A 21,310-nucleotide genomic window follows, 5' to 3' on the forward strand; every position below is an offset into this window, starting at 1 on the left:
AGCCCTCGGATTTTGTGAGCACAGTATTGGCAGAACTTACGCAAGACACGAACAAGTTAGCCACAGAGGCACGGAGTCACAGAGCTTTTTCACAGTGCTGGCATAGTTCTCCGTCTTTCTCCGTGTCTCTGTGCCCCGGTGGCAAATCTTTGCGTAAGTTCTGATTGGGATTATGTAAAAGGAGCAACGCCATGGCTGAAATTTTGCAGACAATCTTTCTCAATCCGCCCATCGCCATCGCGCGGCTGGGCGACGGCACGACGCCGCAGGAGGCCTACCGCTGGGTGCAAACGCCCACGCCGCGCAGCCCCGGCGAAACGACGGTCAAACCCGATTGGACACTGGTCGTGCAAACCGACGGTTCGGTCGAACCCGTCATGCCCGGCCAGTTGAACTTCCGCGACGGTGCGCTGATTCGTCCGGTATGCCCGTTTTTCGAGTTGTGGGCGCTGCTGGGCGAACCGGGCAGCGCGCCCGACACCTGGCACGAAACGCCCGTCACGCCCGCTTTGCTCACGCAACACGGCGCGGCGCCGAATGACCTGCTGGTGCGGGTGGACGCGCAAAACCTGAAAGCCGCGCGGCGGACGTTCGACCCCGCAATGCGCTTCGGCACCTTTCCGCCGGTCGAAGTGCGCGGCGACAATCACGCCGTCGCGCCCTTGCTGGCCGTCTCGCCGCCGGGCGTGCCCGCCGCCAATCGCCTGATTCCCGCCGGACGCAACATCCCGCTGGGCGCGCTGCAAGTCATGCGCAGCCGTCCGCAACCCGCGCCCGGCATGACCGCGTGGAGCGCAGAAGTTAACGTCGAAATCATCCGCGTGCGCTTCACGCCCGCGCGCGGACGGTTTTACGGGCCGCCGGACGCCGCGACGCCGCACGTGCCGCCGGGCGCCGCGACGGCGTTCCCGCTGGTCGAAGCCAACCGCGCCTTTTTGAATCCGGGGGCGTCCTGGGTAGGCGCGAATGCGCAAGATCAAGCCATTGATCAGCCTTCCGACACTTACGACGGCGCCGATGTGGGAACGAACGTCTCGTTGGGCGTGGTGGACGACACCTGCGAAGCGCGGTTGGAATTCACGCTGGCGCTGCCCGGCGGACGCACGCTGGCGGCGCACGCGAATGTCTTCGTCGCGCCGCCGGATTTCGCGCCCGACCGCCGCCCGTTTTTATCGCTGGCCGATGAATTGAACGATTGCGTGGGTGCCGCCGCCGCGCGCAACGCGGGCCTCGACGCGGCCCAGCGCGACGCCTGGGTCGAAGACCTCTTCGAGCGCATTTATGAAACCGTGTCGCTGTTCAACCTCGATCACTGGCGCGCGGCCAATGCGATTCAGTTGACGCCGGGCCAACAAGCGGCGACGCCGATTCCGCTGGACGGCGTGCCGCAGCCGCGCCGCGCCATGGGCGGACGAGATGCTTTGCGCAACCGCGACTTCGCGCTGCCCGCCGTCACGGCCAACGCGCCGCTGCCGCTGACCGAACACGCGCGCGCGCGGCATCGCTTCCTTTCCGACCTGGAGGCCTTGCGCGATCTGGTGCTGCAAAAGCCGGAGCGCCTCGCACAACTCGTGCGGCGGCCCTTCGAGGCCGAAGCCGGAGAGGGCTTGCGCCGCACCACCATGCGCATGCCGCCGTTTATGGCGCAATCCACCCCTGCTACGCCGCTCACGCTCGCCGCCTGGCAATACGATTTGCTGATGGCCTGGGTGGAAGCGGTCAAACTGACGCCGATTCCGTTGGCTGGGCCGCTGGCGGCGGTGGCCGCTGCCGCACCCGTGCCGCTTTCGGAGGCCGCCGCCGCGCGCCGCGCCGCTGTGTTAGCGCACCTCGGCGCGGGAGGGCAACCGTGATGCTGACGCTCGCACAATTGCCCGCCGCGCCCGCCGCGCCGCTCTTCAAACGCTTCACGTCCGCCGTGGGCGAACACCTGCTAATCGTGCCGCATTCGCGCCTTTTCGATGTGCCGCCAGAGTTAGCGGCGGCCCTCGACGCGCAGACCGGCGACGCGCTCCAACTCGTCGCGGCGCTCGCGCAAACGACGGAGCGCGAAGCCGCGTTGGACGCGGTCGTCGCCCCCACGCCGCAAAGCCTCTCGCTCAACGTCAGTGCGAGTTGCAACCTGGCCTGTGCGTATTGTTATGCCGGGCAGGGCGCGTTCGCCGGCGCGCAACCGGCGCCCATGTCGTGGGACATCGCGCGCGCCGCCATTGATCGGTTGTTCGCCACCGCCGATGCGCAAGCGCCCCTGACGGTGGGCTTCCTCGGCGGCGAACCCTTCGTCAATCGCGCCTTGATTCATCAAGCGGTGACATACGCCGCCAGCGCAGGGGCGGCGCGCGGGCTGGACGTGCGCTTCGCTGTCACGACCAACGGCACGCTGTTGAATGACGCGGATGTGGCGTTGCTGCGCGCGCATCGTTTCGCGGTCACCGTCAGCGTGGACGGCGGCGCGGCCTTGCACGATGCGCAACGTCCGTTGGCGGGCGGGCAGGCGGGCAGCTTCGCGCGGCTGTGCGTGGCGTTGCGGCCCTTGCTGGACGAACCGGGGCAGGCGCTCATCGCCGCGCGCGCCACGGTCAACCGGCACGATTTCAATTTGCGCGAACGCTTCGCCGCGATTCTGGCGGCGGGCTTTCCCGAAGCAGGCTTCGCGCCTTTGCGCAACGCCGCACCGCAGGCGGGCGCGCTCGGCGACGCGGACTGGCCGCCTTACCTGGCGGCGCTGCTCGAACTGGCGCAAGCCGAGTTCGCGCGCGCGCTGCAAGGCGAAAACATCCGGCTGACCAATTTCGCCGTCGCGCTCAAACAACTGGCGCGCGGCGCGAGTTCGCCTTATCCCTGCGGCGCGGGCGGCGGTTATTTCTCGGTCGCGGCCAATGGCGACTGGTACGCCTGTCATCGCGCCATCGGCGCGGCGGCTTATCGCCTGGGCGACAACACAGGGCTGGACGCGGCGCGGCGGCAGACGTTCTTGACGGCGCGGCATGTGCACGCACAGACGGACTGTCAAACTTGCTGGGCGCGCTATCTATGCTCCGGCGGTTGTCATCAGGAAGCCGCGCAGCGGACGGCGGCCTCCTGCGACTTCGTGCGCGGCTGGCTGGAGTTTTGTTTGCGCGCTTATTGCGAGTTGAGCGCGCAGCGTCCGCAATTCTTTTCATCTTTGGAGGGACAGCAATGAGCCAACAAGACCCCATCAAATTGATTCCCCGCAATGTCGCCGCGCTGCGGCGCGGCCAAAAACCCGCAGACGCCGCCCGGCTGGTAACGGGCAATTCCGCCGCCACGCGCCTGGAATCCGGCGTGGGAAATTGCTTCCCCGGCCTGGAATGCGATCTGCGCAATCTGGAGCACCGCTTCTTTCCATTTTTGGAAGTGGAGATTGTGGGCAACACCGTCGTCATCGTCGCGGTTGAACTGGCGGGCGTGCAAAGCGCTGTCGCGGCGGGGCAATTGACGGCGGCGCAAGGCGCGCTTTATCAACTCATCGCCAACGACGCCAACAGCGCGAGCCAAACCGCTTGGAGAATCGAGCAATTGAGCGGCACGTTTGTCGGCCAACTCGGCAATCCGCCCTTCGTCCTGGCAGATTTGAACACGCCCAGCATGGGCGCTGGCCGCCGGCCACCCGATGCCTGGGCGGCCATCCGGCTGCTGGCCGAAGACACGCCCGTCACGCTTACGGTGCGGCGCGATGGCGCGGCCACCACGCAAACGCTGACCGGCAACCGCGCGCGTTACCTGGACGACAACGGCGCGCTCGCCCAGATGTTCGCGCCCGGCGAATTGACGCAGTCGCTGTGCAGCCCCTGGACACACGATTTCCGCGATTGTGGCTGTTATTACTGGGCCGCCAATCATCCAGACATCGCCAAACCGCCGTCGCTCACGCCGCCGTCCAATGTGCTGGACGCCAACGCCGATGTGCCCTGGGAACGTGTCAACCGCAATTTGACCCCCGCGCCGACCCACGCCACCGCCGCTGCGCCGGCAGAGCTGCGACACTACGAAATCAATACGCTCTGGCAGACGCTCAACTTCGTGCTGGAAGGGCGCGAGTTGCTCGGCCCCTACCAGCCGGGCGCTGTCAGCCCGGCACCGCCCTTTGCCACACAGGCGGAACTGGAAACGCAACTGCGCTATGCCGCCGGTGTCGAACTCGCCGTCATGCACGAATACCTGACGGCGGTGTTTTCGCTGAAAGTGACGGGACTGCCCGCCGCTTTGCGCGATGACGTGACGGCCGCGCGCGCCGAGCTGTTGCGCATCGCCATCGGCGAGATGCGGCACTTGCGCGCTGTCAACGACGTGTTGGCCGCACTGCCCGCCGCCGCGCCGTTCACGCCGGCTTTGCGCGTGGCGACGAGTGTGCCCGGGGTACAACCCGGCGCATTTCTCCCAGTGCAGATGCGCCCGGCGCTGCCCGCTGTGATTGATGAGTTCATCGCCATCGAGCAACCGTCACGCTCCGTGGACGGCGTTTACGCACGCATTCTGGCGACACTGGGACAATTGGGAAGCGACGAGCAAGAGCAAACCATCCGAACCATCATGGCCGAGGGCGAAGATCACTTCGAGACCTTCCAATTCATCCGGGAATGGCTCGGCAGGCACACTCCCAATGATTACTTGCGCGCGCCCAATCTGGCGCCGCCCCCCGCCGCCAATCTGCCGCACCAGACCTTGCAGCAACGTTACCGCACGCTGTTGCAATTGCTCTTCGACGGTTATCGGCTGGGGCTGCCCGCCGGTGCGCCGCAGATCAACGCGGCGCGCACGGCGATGCTCGGCCCCACCGGCTTGCAAGGCGCAGCGGAGGCGGTCGCACAAGCGGGCTTTCTGGTGGTCTTTGACGCGCTGGCCGATCCGCGGTTCGCCCCGCTTAATCACCCTTGAGGCGCTTATGTTTCATCCGGATGATTACGACGCTGTCGTGTTAGGAGCCGGGCCGGCGGGGTTATTGGCTGCGTTGGCGCTCGCGCGCACCCAGCGCACAGCGCTGCTGGCCGACCGGCTGCCTGCCGCGACCGACCCGCCGCGCGTGGAAGCAACCCCGGCGGCTTTGCTGACGCTCTTGCTGGAATTCGGCCTTCATCCGGCGGAACTCGGCGTGACGCGGCTCTATGAAGCGCGCGTGAGCGCCTGGGAAACGGCTGTGCCGACAACGCAGCCCAGCCCAGCCACGGCGCATCTCGCAAGACCGGCCTTGGAACTGGCCCTGCTGCGCCGCGCAGCCGCCGCGCCCCGGCTGGACCTCATTCAATGCCGCGTCTCAGCGCCACTCGTGCGGCAACTCAGCCAAGCCGCCAAACGCGGGGTTCGTTTGCTGGACGCCACCGGACGCCACGCGGTCACGGCCAGTACTCGCACGCAACCGTCACAGCCCTGGGGAAGCCGCAGTTTTTGGGTCTCAACCAGGGAGTGCCAAGTTGATGGCGCCTTTATGCTGGCGGCGCTGCCAGCAGGCTATGTCTATCGCCTGGGAACCACTGGCTACGCGGGCATAGGTCTCGTCGGGCGCGGCAAATTGCTGTCGGCGAACGCCCAAGAAATCCAGCCTCAACTCAGGCATTGCGGGGCGGCCTGGATTCTCGATGGACTGCCCCCGCTTGAACAAATGAGTCAGGGCAAAGCCGCTCCGGCCTCGGTGCAATGGACGGCGGGCGGCCCCGCCTGGCGGCTGGGCGATGCCGCGCTGGCCCGCGATGCCCTGTCTTCACAAGGTCTCTCTTGCGGAATCTCTGAGGCGTTGTATGCCGCAGCCAAACAGATGCCCCAAAACGACGGCCTGTTCGCCAGCCGCCAAGCTGAGCAGCGCGCTTTACATCTCCAAGGGCTCGAACAGGTGATCTCGAACTGCCATTACCGCCACCACGCGGCGTGGAGCAGTTACGCTGATTTCATTCGCAGCCACGCGGCCACCATTACGCGGCACCCCAGCATTGCGCTCAAGGACAATCGCCTCATCCACACCAATTGATTTTCCGGCTTGCCGACGCTACCCTGCGCACGCATTTTTGCTGGCAGTAAACTTCCCCCCGCCAACAGCAACGCTACATCGGCTTGCTGACATTTCCGTCAATTCAAACGCTTCTTCCTCCAACCCATTGTCCGCTTCAACGTGTGAACTATGCCGCGCCTTTCGTTGATTTTCATCAAACACTTCATGCTTGCCCTGTTCGCGCTGAGCCTCTGGTTGAGCTACAGCGAAAGACCAACCGCGACGATCATTTCCGCCCAAGCCCTGCCACCGCTCACTTACGACATTGTCTATGTGCGCGCGCCGCGTTTCGGCGACAACACCAACACCATCTGGCCCGAAGTCTCGACACCGCTGCTGCCCGAACCGAATGCCGATTTGCTGCTGCTACATCCGAATGGCAGCGAAGAAGTCCTCTTCGCCGCCGGAGCGAACGGCGCGGTGGTTGATCCATCTGTTTCGTATGACGCCCGGTCGGTGCTCTTTGCGTACTACCCAAATGTGCGCAACGTGAATACGCAACGCGCGGGGCGTGATCGCGGGCTGTCACGCGAGGGCGCGGATATTTACCGCATCGAAATCGCCAGCCGCCAGGTCACGCGGCTGACCTTTCAGGAATTCACGCCCAACACCGGCAACGGCGCAAACTTTGATTGCACACGCGCAGAAACGAATTGTCCGCAGATTGGCGTTTTCAACACCGGCCCCGCGCCGTTGCCCGATGGGCGCATCGTGTTTACCTCGACGCGCGACAACTTTGTGCCCAGCAAGATGTTCAACTCGGCCCAGCGCGTGATGCAGCTTTATGTGATGGATGGCGATGGCCGGAACGTGCAGAACATCGGCCATTTGAATCTGGCTTCGGCCCTGCATCCGTTTGTGTTGAAAGACGGGCGCATTGCGTTTACTTCGTGGGAAGACATGGGCACGCGCGACGAGCGGGCGTTTACGCTGTGGACGATCTGGCCGGATGGTTCGCGCTTTGAGCCGTTCTCAGGCTTCGGCGATACGCACTTTGCGCATCATTTCATGACGCAACTCTCGAACGGCGACATCGCCGTCTGCCGTTACTACAATTTCAACACCAACGGCTTTGGCGAGTTGTATCGCTTCCCCGTCGCACCCGACAGCGCGGCGCTCTTTCAACCGATCCCCAACGACAGCGCGGCGGTAGACGAGATTCCGTTGAAGCGCGTCGGCTACACGCGGCTGACGCCCTTCACCGATGCCGAAGACTTCCCCGCCCCGTGCCGCGTCGGCGATCCGATCTATCCGCCCGTGCCTTGTCCGAACGGGAATGCGAACCGCGTCGGCAAATTCACCCTGCCGTCCGCCGCGCCCAACAATGAGTTGCTGCTGGTTTACACGCGCGGCGCGGCCAATCACAACGGCATTTACGTCAATCAAGGCTTGGACACGCCCTATTACGACGGCGGGATTTATCGCATGCGCGGCGATCAGGTGTTGCCACGGCCTGAAGATTTGCTGCTGGTCAAAAACAGCCCGCAATACAACGAACAATGGCCGCGTGCCGTCGTGCCCTACAAACAAGTCTACGGTGTAGACGCGCCCGCCACTCTGCCCGACCTCAAAAACGACGGTGCGCTTGACGCCCGCTTGCCCGAAGGCACGCCGCTCGCCCTCGTCGGCTCGTCCTCGCTGATTTCGCGCGACACGCGCCCCTTCAAAGGCGACCGCTTTTACTGGCACGAAAACTTTGGCGACCGCAACTGGCTTCAGCAAGGCGCAGACGCGGGCGTGTACAGCGACAATGACATTTACGCCGTGCGCATTCTGGCAATGCAGCCGATCACCGACCGCAGCTATCCCAACGATTCGCGCGCGTTCAATTCGCACCTCAGCGAACGTGTGCGCATCCTCGGCGAAATCCCCGTGCACAAAGAGGGCGTGACGGATGTGCAGGGCAACGTTGACACGTCTTTCCTCGCCAAGATTCCGGCGGATGTACCCTTCACCTTTCAGACGCTCGACCGCAACGGCCTCGTGTTGAATATGGCGCAGACCTGGCATCAGTTGCGGCCCGGCGAAGTGCGCAACAATTGCGGCGGCTGCCACGCGCATAGCAAAGCCCCGCTCGCTTTCGCCACGACCGCCGCCGCGCAGGCGAATTACCAAGTCCGCGATCTCAGCGCCACGACGCCGTTGCTCAACGTTGACGGTTCCAACGCGCCAGGCGTGACGACGCTCAACAGCAAAACCACGACGCTCGAATACTTGCGCGACATTCGCCCGATCCTGCAAGCCAAATGCGCCACGTGCCACAGCACGCAAGGCGGACGCACGCCCGAAGCCGGTTTGAATCTGGACATGGACAACCGCCTGACCAGCGATGGCTATCCGGCAACGTATGCCTGGCTGGCGCGGCCTTACACAGCGGCCAATTTGACCACGCGCTCGCTCGCGCCCGAAGGCTATTGGTTCTTTCCGCAAGTCACACGCTACATCCGCGCCGGACAAGCGCGGCAGAGTTTGCTGGCGTGGAAGATTTTCGGCAGGCGCTTGGATGGCCGCGCGAACGCTGACCGCCCGACTGAATTGGTGTCGGGCGATCCGTTCTCGGTGCCCGCGCCCTGGCGTTTCTTTGAATGCGATTTGGATTTCACCGGCACGCAGATGCCGCCGCCCGGCTCCGGCTTCACGCTGACGTGGGAAGAGCGCATGAAGATTGCGCGTTGGATTGATCTGGGTGCGCCGCTTGACCTGACGCAATTCGTTGCGCGCCCCTTTGCCGGTTTCTTTGAAGATGACTTGCGCCCGACACTGGCGCTGACACCGGCAACCGCGCCCGCCAATAACATGCTCACGCGCTTCGTCATCGGCGCGTATGATCTCGACAGTGGGATTGATCCAACCACGCTTACCCTCACGTTGGATCGTACTGTCGGCAACTTGGCGGCGGGCGCGAATCTCGCCGCAGGTTTGACGCTGAATGACGGCGGCACCGTGACGATCAATCTGCCTGTGATTATCAACCTGACAACCGGGCCACTCACGGCGACGTTACAAATCCGCGACCGCGCCGGACAGACAACGAAACTCGTGCGCACCTATCGCTCGACCTCAGCGCCGCTGGCTGTCGCCAATGTATCGGCGGCCAGTTACAGCGCGACGCCGCTCGCGCCCGCCGCCATCATCGCGGCCTTCGGCACGAATCTGGCGAGCGCGACGCAAAGCGCGAATGCGACGCCGCTGCCGACAACACTCGCGGGCACGACAGTGACCGTGCGCGACAGCGCGGGCGTCGAACGCGCGGCCCCGCTGTTTTTCGTTTCGCCCAACCAGATCAATTATCAAATGCCGCCCGAAACCGCGCCCGGCGCTGCGACGATCACTGTCGTCACTTCGGCGGGCAGCGTTTCGCAAGGCGCAACGACCATCGCCGCCGTCGCGCCGGGACTCTTCGCCGCCAATGCCAGCGGCCAGGGCCTTGCCGCCGCGTTGGCCCTGCGCATTCGCGCCGATGGCACACAAAGCTACGAGGCGATTGCGCGCTTCGATCCGGCGTTGCAACGGTACGTCGCGCAACCGATTGATCTTGGCCCCGCGAATGAGCAAGTGTTTTTGATCGCGTTTGGCACAGGCTTTCGCTTGCGCAGCGGCTTGGCGGCCGTGAGTGCGCGCGTTGGCGGATTGGAAGCGCCGGTGAGTTTTGCGGGCGCACAGGGCGCGCTCATTGGCGTGGATCAGGTCAATGTGCAATTGCCGCGCGGCTTAAGCGGTCGTGGCGAAGTGGAAGTGATGTTGTTAGTTGATGGAAAAACTGCGAATGCGGTACGGATTAACGTCAAATGATTGGCACAAGCCGAAGCTGACACCAAAAACCAATCCCCCTACACCTGAATTAGAGCAACCATCAGAGATCAGGTGAATGGTTTTCGGTGTCAGCTTTCGCAACCCCGTTCAAGCGGCAAGACCCAGACAGCCGCGCCCCCAATGCTTTAATGCTTCAACGCCTGCTCAACCGCCTGCGTCATCTTTTCGTCTTCGGGTTTGTCGGCGCTTTCAAAGCGCGCCAGCACCTTGCCATCGCGGCCCACCAGGAATTTGCCGAAGTTCCATTTGAGGTCGCCGCCGAATTGCGGTTGGGTCGTCAGGAATTTGTAGAGCGGATGGATGTCATCGCCCTCGACCGAAATCTTGGCGAACAGCGGGAAGCTGACGTTGTATTTCAGCGTGCAGAACTGTTTGATCTCTTCGTTGCTGCCCGGTTCCTGCCCGCCGAAGTTGTTGGCCGGGAAGCCGAGCACGACCAAGCCTTGGTCTTTGTATTTGGCGTAGAGCGCCTGCAAGCCTTCGTATTGCGGCGTGTAGCCGCATTTGCTGGCGACGTTGACCAGCAACAGCACTTTGCCTTTGTATGCGGCCAGCGGCGTTTCCTGGCCGTCAATGTTCTTCATTGAAAAATCAAGCACGGTCTTTTCCATGATGTTCCCCTTCTCGGCGCTGGCGGCCTTCACGACCTCGAAATAGAGCCAGAGCTTCTGGAACGGCGCGGCGGGATCGTTGGAGATCACATCGGCATAGCGTTCCGTCTTGCCCATCATCCCGACGGTTTTGACCGTCAGTGTGATTTGCCCCTCCTGGCCGGGCGCAAGCTGTTTGGTAAAGTCGCTCGCCGTGCAGCCACAGGCGGGCGAGACGTTTTTGATGACGAGTTCGGCGGCGCCTTCGTTTTTGATTTTGAAGGTGTGGACGATCTCTGCGCCTTCCGTCACCTTGCCGAAATCATGCGCGGCGCTATCCAAGACCAGTTTCGGCTCAGCCGTGGATTTCGCCTGTCCGAAGGCCGTCACTGTCAGCAACAGCAACGCGCAACTCAAAACTTTCACGTGGTTGATTTTCATCACGACTTCTTCCCCCTTGCCAGAGTCAATGCCAAGCCTTACCGGTCAAACATGCGTTCGAGCGCAGACTTGATGATCTGCGGCCCGAATTGCCCGACGGCAAAACTCTTCAATTGCCCCTCGGCGTTGAATAAATAGTAAGCAGGCACGAAGCCTTGCTCGTTTTGAAACGCATCGCGCAGCTTGTGCTCGTTGTCTACGGCACAAGGTTTGGTGATTTGATATTGCGCGCGCGCCGCTTTCACCGCCGCCACATCGGTGTCGGCGGGATACCGCGGCATATGCACCGCGACAACGCGCAAACCTTTATCGGCGTATTGCGCGCGCCAGTCCGTCACCTTGGGCATGTTGTCTTTGCAGATGCCGCAACTGACCGCCCAGAAATGCACCAGCGTCGGCTGGCCGACGCTGGCTTCGATTGCATCCGCATTGCCAGTCAGCCATTCAGTCGCGCCGGCGAACGAGGGCAACGCAGTTCCGATCTTCAGCGGCATAATCTTGCTCCTCGAAGTCCGGCAAGCTGCCAGCTTGTCGAAGTCTCAGTAGCCTGCCAAAAGCTGCAAGGCCGAGACCTCGACAAGCTGGCAGCTTGTCGAACAACCCATCAGACCTTCAACGTTGCCTGCCCCGGACGCCATTCGGCCTGGCACAGGCCGCCGGTTTGCAGCGCCTGGATGACGCGCAAAGTCTCTTCGGTCGAACGTCCGATGTTCAGATCATGCACGACGGCATAACGCAGGATACCTGCGGGATCAATCACGAAGAGGCCGCGCAAGGCAATGCCTTTGCCGTCAATCAAGACGCCGTAATCTTCGGCCATCGTCTTGTTGATGTCCGAACCCAATGGATATTTCAGGCCCGCGACGCCGCCTTTGTCACGCTCCAGCTTCAACCACGCGCGGTGCGAATAAACCGAATCGGTCGAGATGCCGATGACTTCGGCGCCGATGCCTTCAAATTCGTCGTAGCGGTCGCTGAACGCCGTCAATTCGGTCGGGCAGACAAAGGTGAAATCGAGCGGATAGAACAGCAGCACGACCCACTTGCCTTTGTAATCGGACAGCTTGACCGGCTGATCCAGCTTCTCGACGTTTTTGGTGGAAGGAAGAACGAAATCGGGCGCTGGTTGGCCCACTTTAGCTTTCACAGACATTTTGTTATGTTGCCTCCGTTAGTGTTTATGCTTGATAGCCGGGTTCCCGCAAAGGCCCCGGCTCTTTTTTGTGTTCATTGAAACGCGTCAAAGATGCTTGCTGTAGCAGTTGTGCTGAATCTTTTCTGAATCCGGCCCGGCTCATTTGTCCGGGCGTCAGTTCGGGCACAACCCATACAGCGTCAAATGCACCGATTCCGCTTTGAAGCGCGAACGGCGCGCGGCCATGCGCATCAACTCGGCGGTTTCGTCCAACGCCAGATCGGCCAGCAGCCCGCATTGCGTGCACCAGGCGTGATCGTGACGTTCGATGCGGCGGTCAAACCGGCTGGCTCCGTTGCCGAAGGTCAGTTCGCTAACCAACCCGGCGGCGGTCAGGTAACGCAGCGAGTTGTAAACGGTCGCAAAGCTGATGCCCGGCAAGCGTTGCTGCGCTTGCAAATAGACTTCGTTGGCGGTCGGATGCGCGTCGGTGTTGCGGACAGCCTCCAAGACGCAGGTGCGCTGCGGTGTCAACGCCGCCTCAACGACAGCGCGTTGCCGTGAACTGATTTTAGCTTTGGTGCGCTTCATGGATTTAGAATAATTCTAAGGTATGGGGCCGGTCAAATTGAACGGCCCAAGTTTAAGGAGTGCTTCGATGAGCCTCGCCTCTGCATTGTCAACGCGCTATCAAAATGTCCGGCACGCCACGGAAAGGCTCGCCGCGCCGCTCTCGCCCGAAGACTGCGCCGTCCAATCCATGCCCGATTGCAGCCCCGCCAAATGGCATCTGGCACACACCAGTTGGTTCTTTGAGACCTTTGTGCTCGAACCAACGCTCAGCACTTACCGCCACTTTCAGCCGCAATTCCGCTACTTGTTCAATTCGTACTACCAAACCGTCGGCGCACAATACCAGCGCCCACAGCGCGCGTTGCTGACACGCCCCTCGCTGGCCGATGTGCGGGCCTATCGGCAGCACGTGGATGAGCAGATGGCACGCCTTTTCGCGCCAGATGCCGCGCTTGCCCCTGCGCTGTTGGCCGTCATCGAACTCGGCTTGCACCACGAACAACAACATCAGGAATTGCTCTTGACCGACATCAAACACCTCTTCTCGTTCAATCCGCTGCATCCGGCCTATCAAAGCGCGCCGACGGCAACCGGCTTGGCCGCGCCTTTGCGGTGGCAGCGTTATGCAGAGGGTGTGCAGCAGATCGGCTACGACGGCGAAGGCTTTTGCTTCGACAACGAAGCCCCGCGCCACCGCGCCTTTCTCAATGCGTTTGAAATAGCATCGCGGCCCGTCATCAATCGTGAGTATTTGGAATTTATGCGGGCTGGCGGTTACAGCACGCCCACCCTCTGGCTTTCGGATGGCTGGCACAAAGTGCAGCAGGAAGGCTGGCAAGCGCCGCTGTATTGGCACCAACAGGACGGGCAATGGTTCACGCATACGCTGAACGGTTGGCAGACCTCGAATGAAGAAGAGCCGGTGTGTCACCTCAGCTATTACGAAGCCGATGCCTTTGCACGCTGGTCGGGCGCGCGCCTGCCGACCGAAGCCGAATGGGAAATCGCGGCAGCCAACCTGCCCGTCAGCGGCAACTTCGTCGAAAGCGGCGTGCTGCATCCGCAACCGGCAACCTCCTCAGACGGCGTGCCCTCACAAATGTTCGGCGATGTGTGGGAATGGACGCAGAGCGCGTATACGCCCTACCCCGGCTATCAGCCTTCGCCGGGCGCGTTGGGCGAGTACAACGGTAAATTCATGTGCAATCAGTTGGTGCTGCGCGGCGGCTCCTGTGTGTCGCCGCAATCGCACCTGCGCGCCAGTTATCGCAACTTCTTCCCGCCCGAAGCGCGCTGGCAATTCAGCGGGTTGCGGTTGGCGCGCGACGTGGGTTGATTCATTTCGCCAGCGTCTGATGCACCGTCCGCGCGATGGCCGCGATCAGTTTGTCGCTGTCTCTTTCCCTTTCGATGCCGCGCGTCAGCACGACCAGCACGTATGGTTTGCGCCCCGGCGCAAAGACAATCGCCGCGTCATGGTTATGTTTAGTGATGGAACCGGTCTTATGCGCCACGCGGGTGTCGCGCGGCAAGCCAGCGGGAATGCCGTCGTTGAAACGCTGCCCAGCCAGAATCTCGATCATCTGATCGCAAACTTTCCCGCTCGCAAATTTGCGTTCGGCGAGGGCCTGCAACAACACCATCAAATCATAAGCCGTCGTCGTGTTGTTGATCTTTGCCTGAAAGGCCTTGCCATCTTCCACCCCGCGTTTAACCTGCATGTCCGTTGCGCCCAGGCTGTGCGCCAGGTCGTTCACCTTTTCGGCGGTCACTTTTTCGATCAACAGATTGGTCGCCAGATTGCTGCTCCACTGAATCATGTGCGTAACCAATTCGAGGATGGTCATCGCCTGGCCCACGCGGTTGTATGGCTCTTCGTCGCTGTCATCTTCGCGCCGCAAACGATATTCGCTGCCGTCCACGACGCTGAAGAAGCGGTTTTTGACTTCGAGCTTTTCCTGCAAATTTAGTTTCTTGTCTTTGACGCGCCGGAAAATTTCCATCATCACCGGCAGCTTCATCGTGCTGGCCGCGTGGAAGCTTTCGCGTTCGTTGAGCAAAAAGTTCTGTTTGGTTTCCAGGTCATAGAGCGCCACGCCGACTTTTTCAGCGCCTGCAACGGCGATGAGCTTTTCAAGTTCGGGCTTCAAACCGGCGAACGGCGTTTGGGCCACAGCCGTGGCCGTCACAGCAACCACGATGAACAAAGTAACAAGTACGCAACGCATAGGAACACCTCATAATTTCTTGGCGGGACGAGCAGCGTTGTGGCGGTACCGCGCGCGTGAGCAAGCGGAGTCAGCACGTTTGAACCATTGCGCAAACCCTGACGCACCGCTTGCTCACGCGCGCGGTACCGTCCCGCCACACGGTGTGCCGGAATGTACCGCAGCCATCATCGGGTTGCCAATTGCCGGTTTACCAAGTTGGCGGTTTACAAGGTCAGGAGGTTCTGTTACAAAATGCGCACCCCGTTCACTGACGGCACAAATCAAGTTGGCTTCCCTCACCGCGAATATCGCCAGCGACAAGCCCCGCAATCATCTTTCAGTTTGACAAGCGAATCAGCCGAACTACACACACGGCGTCGCGCCATTACCCAAGAAAAACTTTCCGGCGGCGATGCAACCTGCATTTCACTTTGACAATCAGAGGGCCGCAAAAATCGCCAACATAGTTTCAACAGGCATTTGATGCGGGCATTTTGAGGCGGGCAGAAAAGACATCCATTCTCCCCTTTTACGGATGTTTGCGTTCTCTCTGATCCAACGACGATCTAAAACATTTGTGCGGCGCGAACCCCGTCCAGCTTCGCGCGCGCCCGGCAAACATCGGTTTCATTATGCAAAAAAACTTCTTCGCCTATCGCACGCCCGGCGTGCTGGCGGCGCTCCTGGTTCTCGCCTTCCTGGCTACCTTTGCGCCCCACAGCACGCGCACCGGCAACGCCCAAAGCAATCTTTTCGTTTACACCTTCGCCGGCACTCCACAAGCCGGTTTTTCCGACGGCCAAGGCACCAGCGCGCGATTCAATGCGCCGCTGGGCATCTATGTGGATGGCAATGACAACATCATCGTGGCCGATTTCCGCAATGCCCGTGTGCGCCGGATTGATCCGCAAGGCAACGTCACCACCCTCGCGGGCAGCGTGCAAGGCTATGCCAATGGGCAAGGCGCGGCGGCGCGCTTTTACGGCCCGGCGGGCGTGGCGCTCGACAGTCACGGCAATATCATCGTCGCCGATTACGGCAACAATCGCGTGCGCAGCATCAGCCCCACCGGTTTGGTCACGACCATCGCCGGTAGCGGCACCTATGGCGCGCTCAATGGCGTGGGTCTAACGGCGCGTTTCGCCAAACCTTCCGGCGTTGCCGTGGATGCCAATGACAATATCTACGTCTTGGATTCGGGCACGAATCTGGTGCGCAAGATTGATGCGACGCGCTATGTTTCGACAGTGGCGGGCAGCTACAACGGCTATGCAGACGGCCAAGGCCCGGCGGCGGCGTTCAGTTTCAGCGGCGCGGCTCCGCAAGTTTGCCTGGATGTGAATGGCGATCTGGTCATCGCCGATTTCTTTAACAGCCGTATCCGCCGCGTGACCGTCGCGGACGGCAATGTCACGACCATCGCGGGCGGCGGCGAAGGCGATGGCCCGGCGTTGCAAGCCGGTTTCTTTCTCGCCACCGGCATCACGCGCGACCGCGAAGGCAATTTCATTATCGGCGATTGGCACAACGCGACAGTGCGCAAGCTGGATGTGCAACGCAACTTCGTCACGACCATCGCGGGCAACGGCGTCGAAGACAACGTGGATGGCCCAGCCCTGCAAGCCTCCTTCGTCCGGCCCGGCGGTGTCGCGGTCAATTCGCGCGGCGAAATTTTCGTCAGTGACTATTTCACCCACACCATCCGCCGCATCGGCGGTTTCATCGCACCCACGCCACGTCCGAGCGTGACGCCCACGCCGCGTCCGAGCGTGACGCCCACACCCACACCACAACCAACCGCGACACCCACGCCACAACCAACCGCCACACCGACGCCGCAACCCACCGCGACGCCTACGCCAGTACCAACACCCACGCCGACGCCGGGTTCCGGCACGCCGCTGAATGTGATCATCAATCCGAGCTTTGAAACGGGTGATACCTTTGGCTGGCGGCTGATCACGTATGCCATCGAAGGCGGCGGCGCGTTGATGGTGACTGACCCGCAATACATCACGAATGGTCAGTTTGCGCTGAAATTCCAGGCGAATGGCCGCCGCCTGGCGGATTCGTGCGCGCAAGACATCAGCTTGCCGCCGGGTAATTACACCTTGAGTTGCGATGTCTGGCCCAGCATCGGCACCGTTGCCACACTAGGCGTGAATTTCAACAACGGCGCGCCCGGCGCCAGCGTCTCGTCACCGTCGGGGCAAACTGCGCATCTGGTGCTCAACTTCACCGTGAACGATGGCAGCCGTCCACTGACGATCTTTGCGGTGGGCAATCAGAATCGCTACATCCGCAGCAATTTCATCGTAGACAATTTCCTGCTCGTCAAACCATGAACCCGCGAAGTTCAAGCCAGTTCGTTGAAGAGGGGCATGGGTGAAAGGCCGGGCGCAGGCCTGAAGGGGATGCCAGGTGTTGGTGAATGCCTATCCTTTCGCCCATTCACCTCTTCAACTGGCTGGCTCGAAACAAAATGGGGAGCGTGAGCGGCCTGCGCCTCGGCATTGGACGCAATGGAGAAATCCCAAGCAGTCTTAATCCCAAGACTCAGGTCACTCACGCTCCCCGTACTGCTTCTAGGTATTGAAATTCTGCCGCACTTCTAACTCCTCGCCTGTGACCGCATCTACATAGACCGTCCACGTCATCCCGCTGCCAACTTCAACCGGGTAAGCGAGATGCAGCGACAGGCGATTGCCTGATTGTTTCGGATACACGACCAAATCCTTGACCCTGACCTCGTCGGGCTTGGCAACTTTGTAACTCATCGGCTGCCCGGCAAAGCTGCTGTAACTGAAGGCGCGTCCGACGAACTTGCCCGGCAAGTCTTTGGCGGCAATCAGGGTGCGCACGGGCAGCTCCAGCTTCGGCAACAAACGGCTGTTCCATTGCAACAGCGTACCCGTCTTGCTGATGACCAGCATCAGTTCGCCAAAACCGTTGGCCAGCGGATAGGGGAAGCTGCGTTGCTGATAGACGGCGCGATACAGCGAACCTTCCTTGCTGAAGGTCATCAACGACAAATCCTTTAACGAAGCCGCCGACTCGCGCCGCCCACCGCTGAGCAGCACCGCATAGCGTTCGATGAAACGGCGCAACGCCTCTTTGGCGGCCAATTCGTCCAGCGGGCTTTCTTGCGGGCTGAGTTTGATACGACCCGCCAGGGCCAATGGCAAGGCGCGCGGCGTGTTCAGCACCGGTTCGGCGTCAAATTGGGTTTCGGGCAATTGGAATTCGGTGAGCAAGGCGCGCCAAGCGGTCTCGGCTTCTTGCTGTTGTGCGGCTGTTGCTTCAAAGGCGGGGGGGTAATCGCTGCCGCGTTGTTGCGGCGTTTTGACGCCGACCTGGCCGGGCGCGGCGCAAGCCAACAGCCCCAGCGAACCCAATGACAACCCACAACACAACGCGGTAAATCCAGCCATTCTCATCGCGGCTCTCCCAGTAAAAACGACGGTGACAGTTCAGCCGCAAAAAAGCACAAAAGGCGCAAACACGTTTGACGTTCGTTGCGCCTTTTTGCGGCTCGCTCAGTTGTCAATGCGAGCGTGATGATTTCACGCTCGCTGGCTGAACGCAAGCAACCGACGGGGACGCTGGTGATGGGCTTAGAGCGGTTCTCACATCAGTGTCTGGGAAAAGCCGCGCAGCGGGGCGGTACCGCGCGCGTGAGCAAGCGGCGCATTAAGCCAATGCCGTTGGCCGAACCGCCCAGGCTCCGCTTGCTCACGCGCGCGGTACCGCCCGGCATAAACCGCACAAGCTCCGCTTGCTCACGCGCGCGGTACCGCCCCGGCACAACGTATTCCGCAAACGCAATTGCAACCCGCTCTAATGCCCTTCGCGTTGTTGCAGAAAGTAATCAATTAATTCATCCGCCGAGTTGTTCATCTCGACCTCGAACCCATGCACGCGGCTGGTGAAGTAGTTGAACATCCACACCGCCGGAATCGCGACGACCAAGCCAAAGGCCGTCGTCACCAACGCCTCGGAAATGCCGCCCGCAATGGCGCTGAAGCCGGAGGTTTGCTGCTGGCCCATGACTTCAAACGCGTGAATGATGCCGATGACCGTGCCGAACAGGCCGACAAAAGGCGCGGTTGAACCGACCGTCGCCAGGGCGGAAAGCCCGCGTTGCAACTCGGCGCTTTTCATGGCCGCCGCGCGTCTGACGGCGCGTTTGGCCTTGCGCATTTGCCGTGCGGGTTTAACGAGCGCCGTGCTAGCAGCCAATTCCTGCAAGCCCGAATTCACCACCACGGCCAGATGGCTGCGCTGATAGGTTTGCGAGAGCTTCAACGCATTCTCCAGTTGCGCCTGCCGCAACAACTCCGCCACTTTCGGCGCAAACTCGCGCGATTGCCGCGCCGCCGCCTTGTATGTCAGGTAGCGTTCCAGCATCAGCGCCAGCGAATAGATGGACATCAACAACAGCACGATGACGACCGCGACACCGAGCCAACTCATACTTGTAATCATATCGCGCGGATTGAGCGACAGCACCGATTTGGCGGGCTGTTGCAGCGCCAGCGCAAACGATACAGACAACCAGCAGAGACACGTAGCCATAAACGATTCCTCCGATCCGTTCAGCAGAGATTGATTTGTTTTGGGAAAATGAAGCGGCCAGCAACAACCACGCGCGCTTAGACGCCGTTACGATCAAGAAGTTCCCAACCAGGCTATGGCTTGCAACCAATTGCCGCCATCCGCATACTCACGCCCCATGGCGAACAATCAAATTTACGGCCTGCTGCCCGTGCTCGAAGCCTTGCGCGCACGCCGCCGTTCCATCAACAAGATTCTGATTCTCGACGGCGCTCAGCCCGCGCGGCTGAACGAATTGCTCGAATTGGCCAAACGTGCGGGCGTGCGCGTCGAAAAGCGCGACCGCCGTTTGCTCGATGAACTGACGCGCCAGGCCAATCATCAAGGCGTCGTTGCTTTCACCGACGCCGCCACCCGGCACAGCGGCTATGTCGAAGCCGAAACGATTCTGGACGCGCTCTCGCCCGACAAACCCGCGCTGCTGGTGCTGCTCGACGGCATCGAAGACCCGCACAACCTGGGCGCGATCCTGCGCACCTGCGAAGGCGCGGGTGTGGATGGCGTTTTCATCCCCGAACACCGCGCCGCCGGGTTGAATGAAACGGTCGCCAAGACTTCGGCGGGCGCGGTCGAATATGTGCGCGTGGCCCGCGTGACCAATCTGTCGCGCCTGATCGAAGACCTGAAGGCGCGCGGCATCTGGGTCGTCGGCGTCGAAGGCAACGCCCCCACGCAACACTGGCACTTCGATTTCACGCCCGCGTTGGCGCTCGTGCTGGGCGGCGAAGGCAAAGGCATCCGCCGCCTGGTGCGCGAACATTGCGACGCCGTGGTTTCGATTCCAATGCGCGGGCAGTTGAATTCGCTGAACGTGAGCGTGGCCAGCGGCGTGGTGTTGTTTGAAGTACTGCGGCAACGCGCCGCGTCAGTCGCTCAGGCGTAGGCAAGGGCACAGTTTTTCGCATTTCGATGACCGGTAATCAACAAACCAAAGCGGCGGCGCACTTCGGGCGCGTGCCACTCATTGTCAACGGCGACGATTTCGGTTATTCCGACGGTGTCAATCGCGCCATTCTGCAAGCCCATCGCGAAGGCATTTTGACCAGCGCCAGTCTGATGGTGAATGAAAGCGCCGCCGCAGAGGCCGTCGCACTCGCCCAAGCCAATCCCACACTCGCGGTCGGCTTGCACTTGGTGCTCGTGCTCGGACGCGCCGCCTTGCCGCACGCTGAAATCCCTCACATCACCGACGCGCAAGGCCGTTTCACCGACAGTTCGTTTCAGGCGGGCATTCAATACTATTTCAGCCAGGCCGCGCGCCGTGAAGTGCGCCGCGAGATGCGCGTCCAGTTTGAAAAGTTCGCGGCGACCAGCCTGCCCTTTTCGCACGTTGACGGCCACACGCACCTGCATCAACATCCCGTGGTTTTCGCCGAACTCATCCGCCTTTGCGAAGAGTTCGGCGTCCGGCGCGTGCGCGTCGTGAAAGGTGAAATGCGCTTGAGCCTGCGCCTGGATCGCCGCCACCTGCCGCTCAAGCTGGTCTGGGGCACGGTCTTCAACCTGTTGGGCAACTGGTGCGAGCGGCAATTGCGCGGGCGCGGCTTTGTGCAACCGCAAAAGGTTTACGGCCTATTGCAATCGGGCGACCTGAACGAAGATTATTTGCTCGGACTGATTCCACGCATGGCACAAACGACGACGGAAATTTACGCGCATCCGCTGGCGCCTGATGCTGACGCCGCCGCGCAAAGCGAGAATCCCGGCGGCGCGCGCGAGTTGCAAGCATTGACGAGCGCGCAAGTGCGCCAGGCCATCGAACAAGCTGGCTTTGCGCTGACGACATACGAAACAGCGGTGCAGTACCGGGAGCGGTAGCGACCGGGTGATTTCGGTTATGCACAACTCGAAGGTCGCTTGTCTGTTCGACAAGCTGCCAGCTTGTCGAAGTTCCGGCTATCAACCTAATGGACTAACGGCCACGCTTCGA

16 protein-coding genes are annotated in these 21,310 nt (G+C 61.4%); 9 read left to right on the plus strand and 7 right to left on the minus strand.

Annotated elements, in window-relative coordinates; all coding sequences use genetic code 11:
- The first annotated feature begins 191 nt into the window (after window positions 1-191).
- The 5 genes from HY011_35755 (at window position 192) to HY011_35775 (ending at window position 9,796) form a co-directional block, all read left to right on the plus strand.
- On the plus strand, window positions 192-1,853 hold the full coding sequence (locus tag HY011_35755; GenBank protein ID MBI3428309.1) for a hypothetical protein: 1,662 nt from the start codon (window positions 192-194) through the stop codon (window positions 1,851-1,853).
- Window positions 1,853-3,184, plus strand: a complete 1,332-nt coding sequence (locus HY011_35760; GenBank protein MBI3428310.1) for an SPASM domain-containing protein — start codon at window positions 1,853-1,855, stop codon at window positions 3,182-3,184. Before HY011_35755 ends, HY011_35760 begins: the two co-directional genes overlap by 1 nt.
- Window positions 3,181-4,899: a hypothetical protein gene (locus HY011_35765; protein ID MBI3428311.1), complete on the plus strand. Its 1,719-nt coding sequence runs from the start codon at window positions 3,181-3,183 to the stop codon at window positions 4,897-4,899. The genes HY011_35760 and HY011_35765 overlap by 4 nt, the downstream gene beginning before the upstream one ends.
- 7 nt (window positions 4,900-4,906) lie before the next feature.
- A complete protein-coding gene (locus HY011_35770) occupies window positions 4,907-5,983 on the plus strand; it encodes a hypothetical protein (GenBank protein ID MBI3428312.1) in 1,077 nt (358 codons plus the stop codon).
- A gap of 150 nt (window positions 5,984-6,133) precedes the next feature.
- Window positions 6,134-9,796 (plus strand): hypothetical protein, encoded by a 3,663-nt coding sequence (locus HY011_35775; GenBank protein ID MBI3428313.1) that lies wholly within the window; start codon window positions 6,134-6,136, stop codon window positions 9,794-9,796.
- Window positions 9,797-9,942: 146 nt separating this feature from the next.
- On the opposite strand, the gene HY011_35780 is transcribed toward HY011_35775, so the two are convergent.
- The 4 genes from HY011_35780 to HY011_35795 form a co-directional block, all read right to left on the minus strand.
- Window positions 9,943-10,848, minus strand: a complete 906-nt coding sequence (locus HY011_35780) for a DUF1573 domain-containing protein (GenBank protein ID MBI3428314.1) — start codon at window positions 10,846-10,848, stop codon at window positions 9,943-9,945.
- Between the two features lie 38 nt (window positions 10,849-10,886).
- Window positions 10,887-11,336: a redoxin domain-containing protein gene (locus HY011_35785; GenBank protein ID MBI3428315.1), complete on the minus strand. Its 450-nt coding sequence runs from the start codon at window positions 11,334-11,336 to the stop codon at window positions 10,887-10,889.
- A 116-nt stretch (window positions 11,337-11,452) separates the two neighbouring features.
- A complete protein-coding gene (locus HY011_35790; GenBank protein ID MBI3428316.1) occupies window positions 11,453-12,001 on the minus strand; it encodes a peroxiredoxin in 549 nt (182 codons plus the stop codon).
- 156 nt (window positions 12,002-12,157) lie between these two features.
- On the minus strand, window positions 12,158-12,574 hold the full coding sequence (locus HY011_35795) for a transcriptional repressor (GenBank protein MBI3428317.1): 417 nt from the start codon (window positions 12,572-12,574) through the stop codon (window positions 12,158-12,160).
- A 22-nt stretch (window positions 12,575-12,596) separates the two neighbouring features.
- Here HY011_35795 and HY011_35800 point away from each other — a divergent pair, with 22 nt between their 5' ends.
- Entirely contained in the window at window positions 12,597-13,892 is a 1,296-nt protein-coding gene (locus HY011_35800; protein MBI3428318.1) for an ergothioneine biosynthesis protein EgtB, read from the plus strand.
- Between the two features lies 1 nt (window position 13,893).
- On the opposite strand, the gene HY011_35805 is transcribed toward HY011_35800, so the two are convergent.
- On the minus strand, window positions 13,894-14,784 hold the full coding sequence (locus tag HY011_35805; protein ID MBI3428319.1) for a serine hydrolase: 891 nt from the start codon (window positions 14,782-14,784) through the stop codon (window positions 13,894-13,896).
- Between the two features lie 614 nt (window positions 14,785-15,398).
- Between HY011_35805 and HY011_35810 the strand changes: the two genes are divergently transcribed.
- Window positions 15,399-17,111 (plus strand): hypothetical protein, encoded by a 1,713-nt coding sequence (locus HY011_35810; GenBank protein ID MBI3428320.1) that lies wholly within the window; start codon window positions 15,399-15,401, stop codon window positions 17,109-17,111.
- A gap of 240 nt (window positions 17,112-17,351) precedes the next feature.
- On the opposite strand, the gene HY011_35815 is transcribed toward HY011_35810, so the two are convergent.
- Window positions 17,352-18,203 carry a PepSY domain-containing protein gene (locus HY011_35815; protein MBI3428321.1) on the minus strand — a complete coding sequence of 284 codons (852 nt, stop codon included), beginning with the start codon at window positions 18,201-18,203 and terminating at the stop codon, window positions 17,352-17,354.
- 400 nt (window positions 18,204-18,603) lie between these two features.
- Entirely contained in the window at window positions 18,604-19,341 is a 738-nt protein-coding gene (locus HY011_35820) for a MotA/TolQ/ExbB proton channel family protein (protein ID MBI3428322.1), read from the minus strand.
- 157 nt (window positions 19,342-19,498) lie between these two features.
- Between HY011_35820 and rlmB the strand changes: the two genes are divergently transcribed.
- Window positions 19,499-20,263, plus strand: a complete 765-nt coding sequence (rlmB, locus tag HY011_35825) for a 23S rRNA (guanosine(2251)-2'-O)-methyltransferase RlmB (protein ID MBI3428323.1) — start codon at window positions 19,499-19,501, stop codon at window positions 20,261-20,263.
- A gap of 26 nt (window positions 20,264-20,289) precedes the next feature.
- On the plus strand, window positions 20,290-21,198 hold the full coding sequence (gene hpnK, locus HY011_35830) for a hopanoid biosynthesis-associated protein HpnK (GenBank protein MBI3428324.1): 909 nt from the start codon (window positions 20,290-20,292) through the stop codon (window positions 21,196-21,198).
- Window positions 21,199-21,310 lie beyond the last annotated feature (112 nt).

Source organism: Acidobacteriota bacterium (assembly GCA_016196035.1).
In the GTDB taxonomy this organism is placed as follows: Bacteria; Acidobacteriota; Blastocatellia; order RBC074; family RBC074; genus JACPYM01.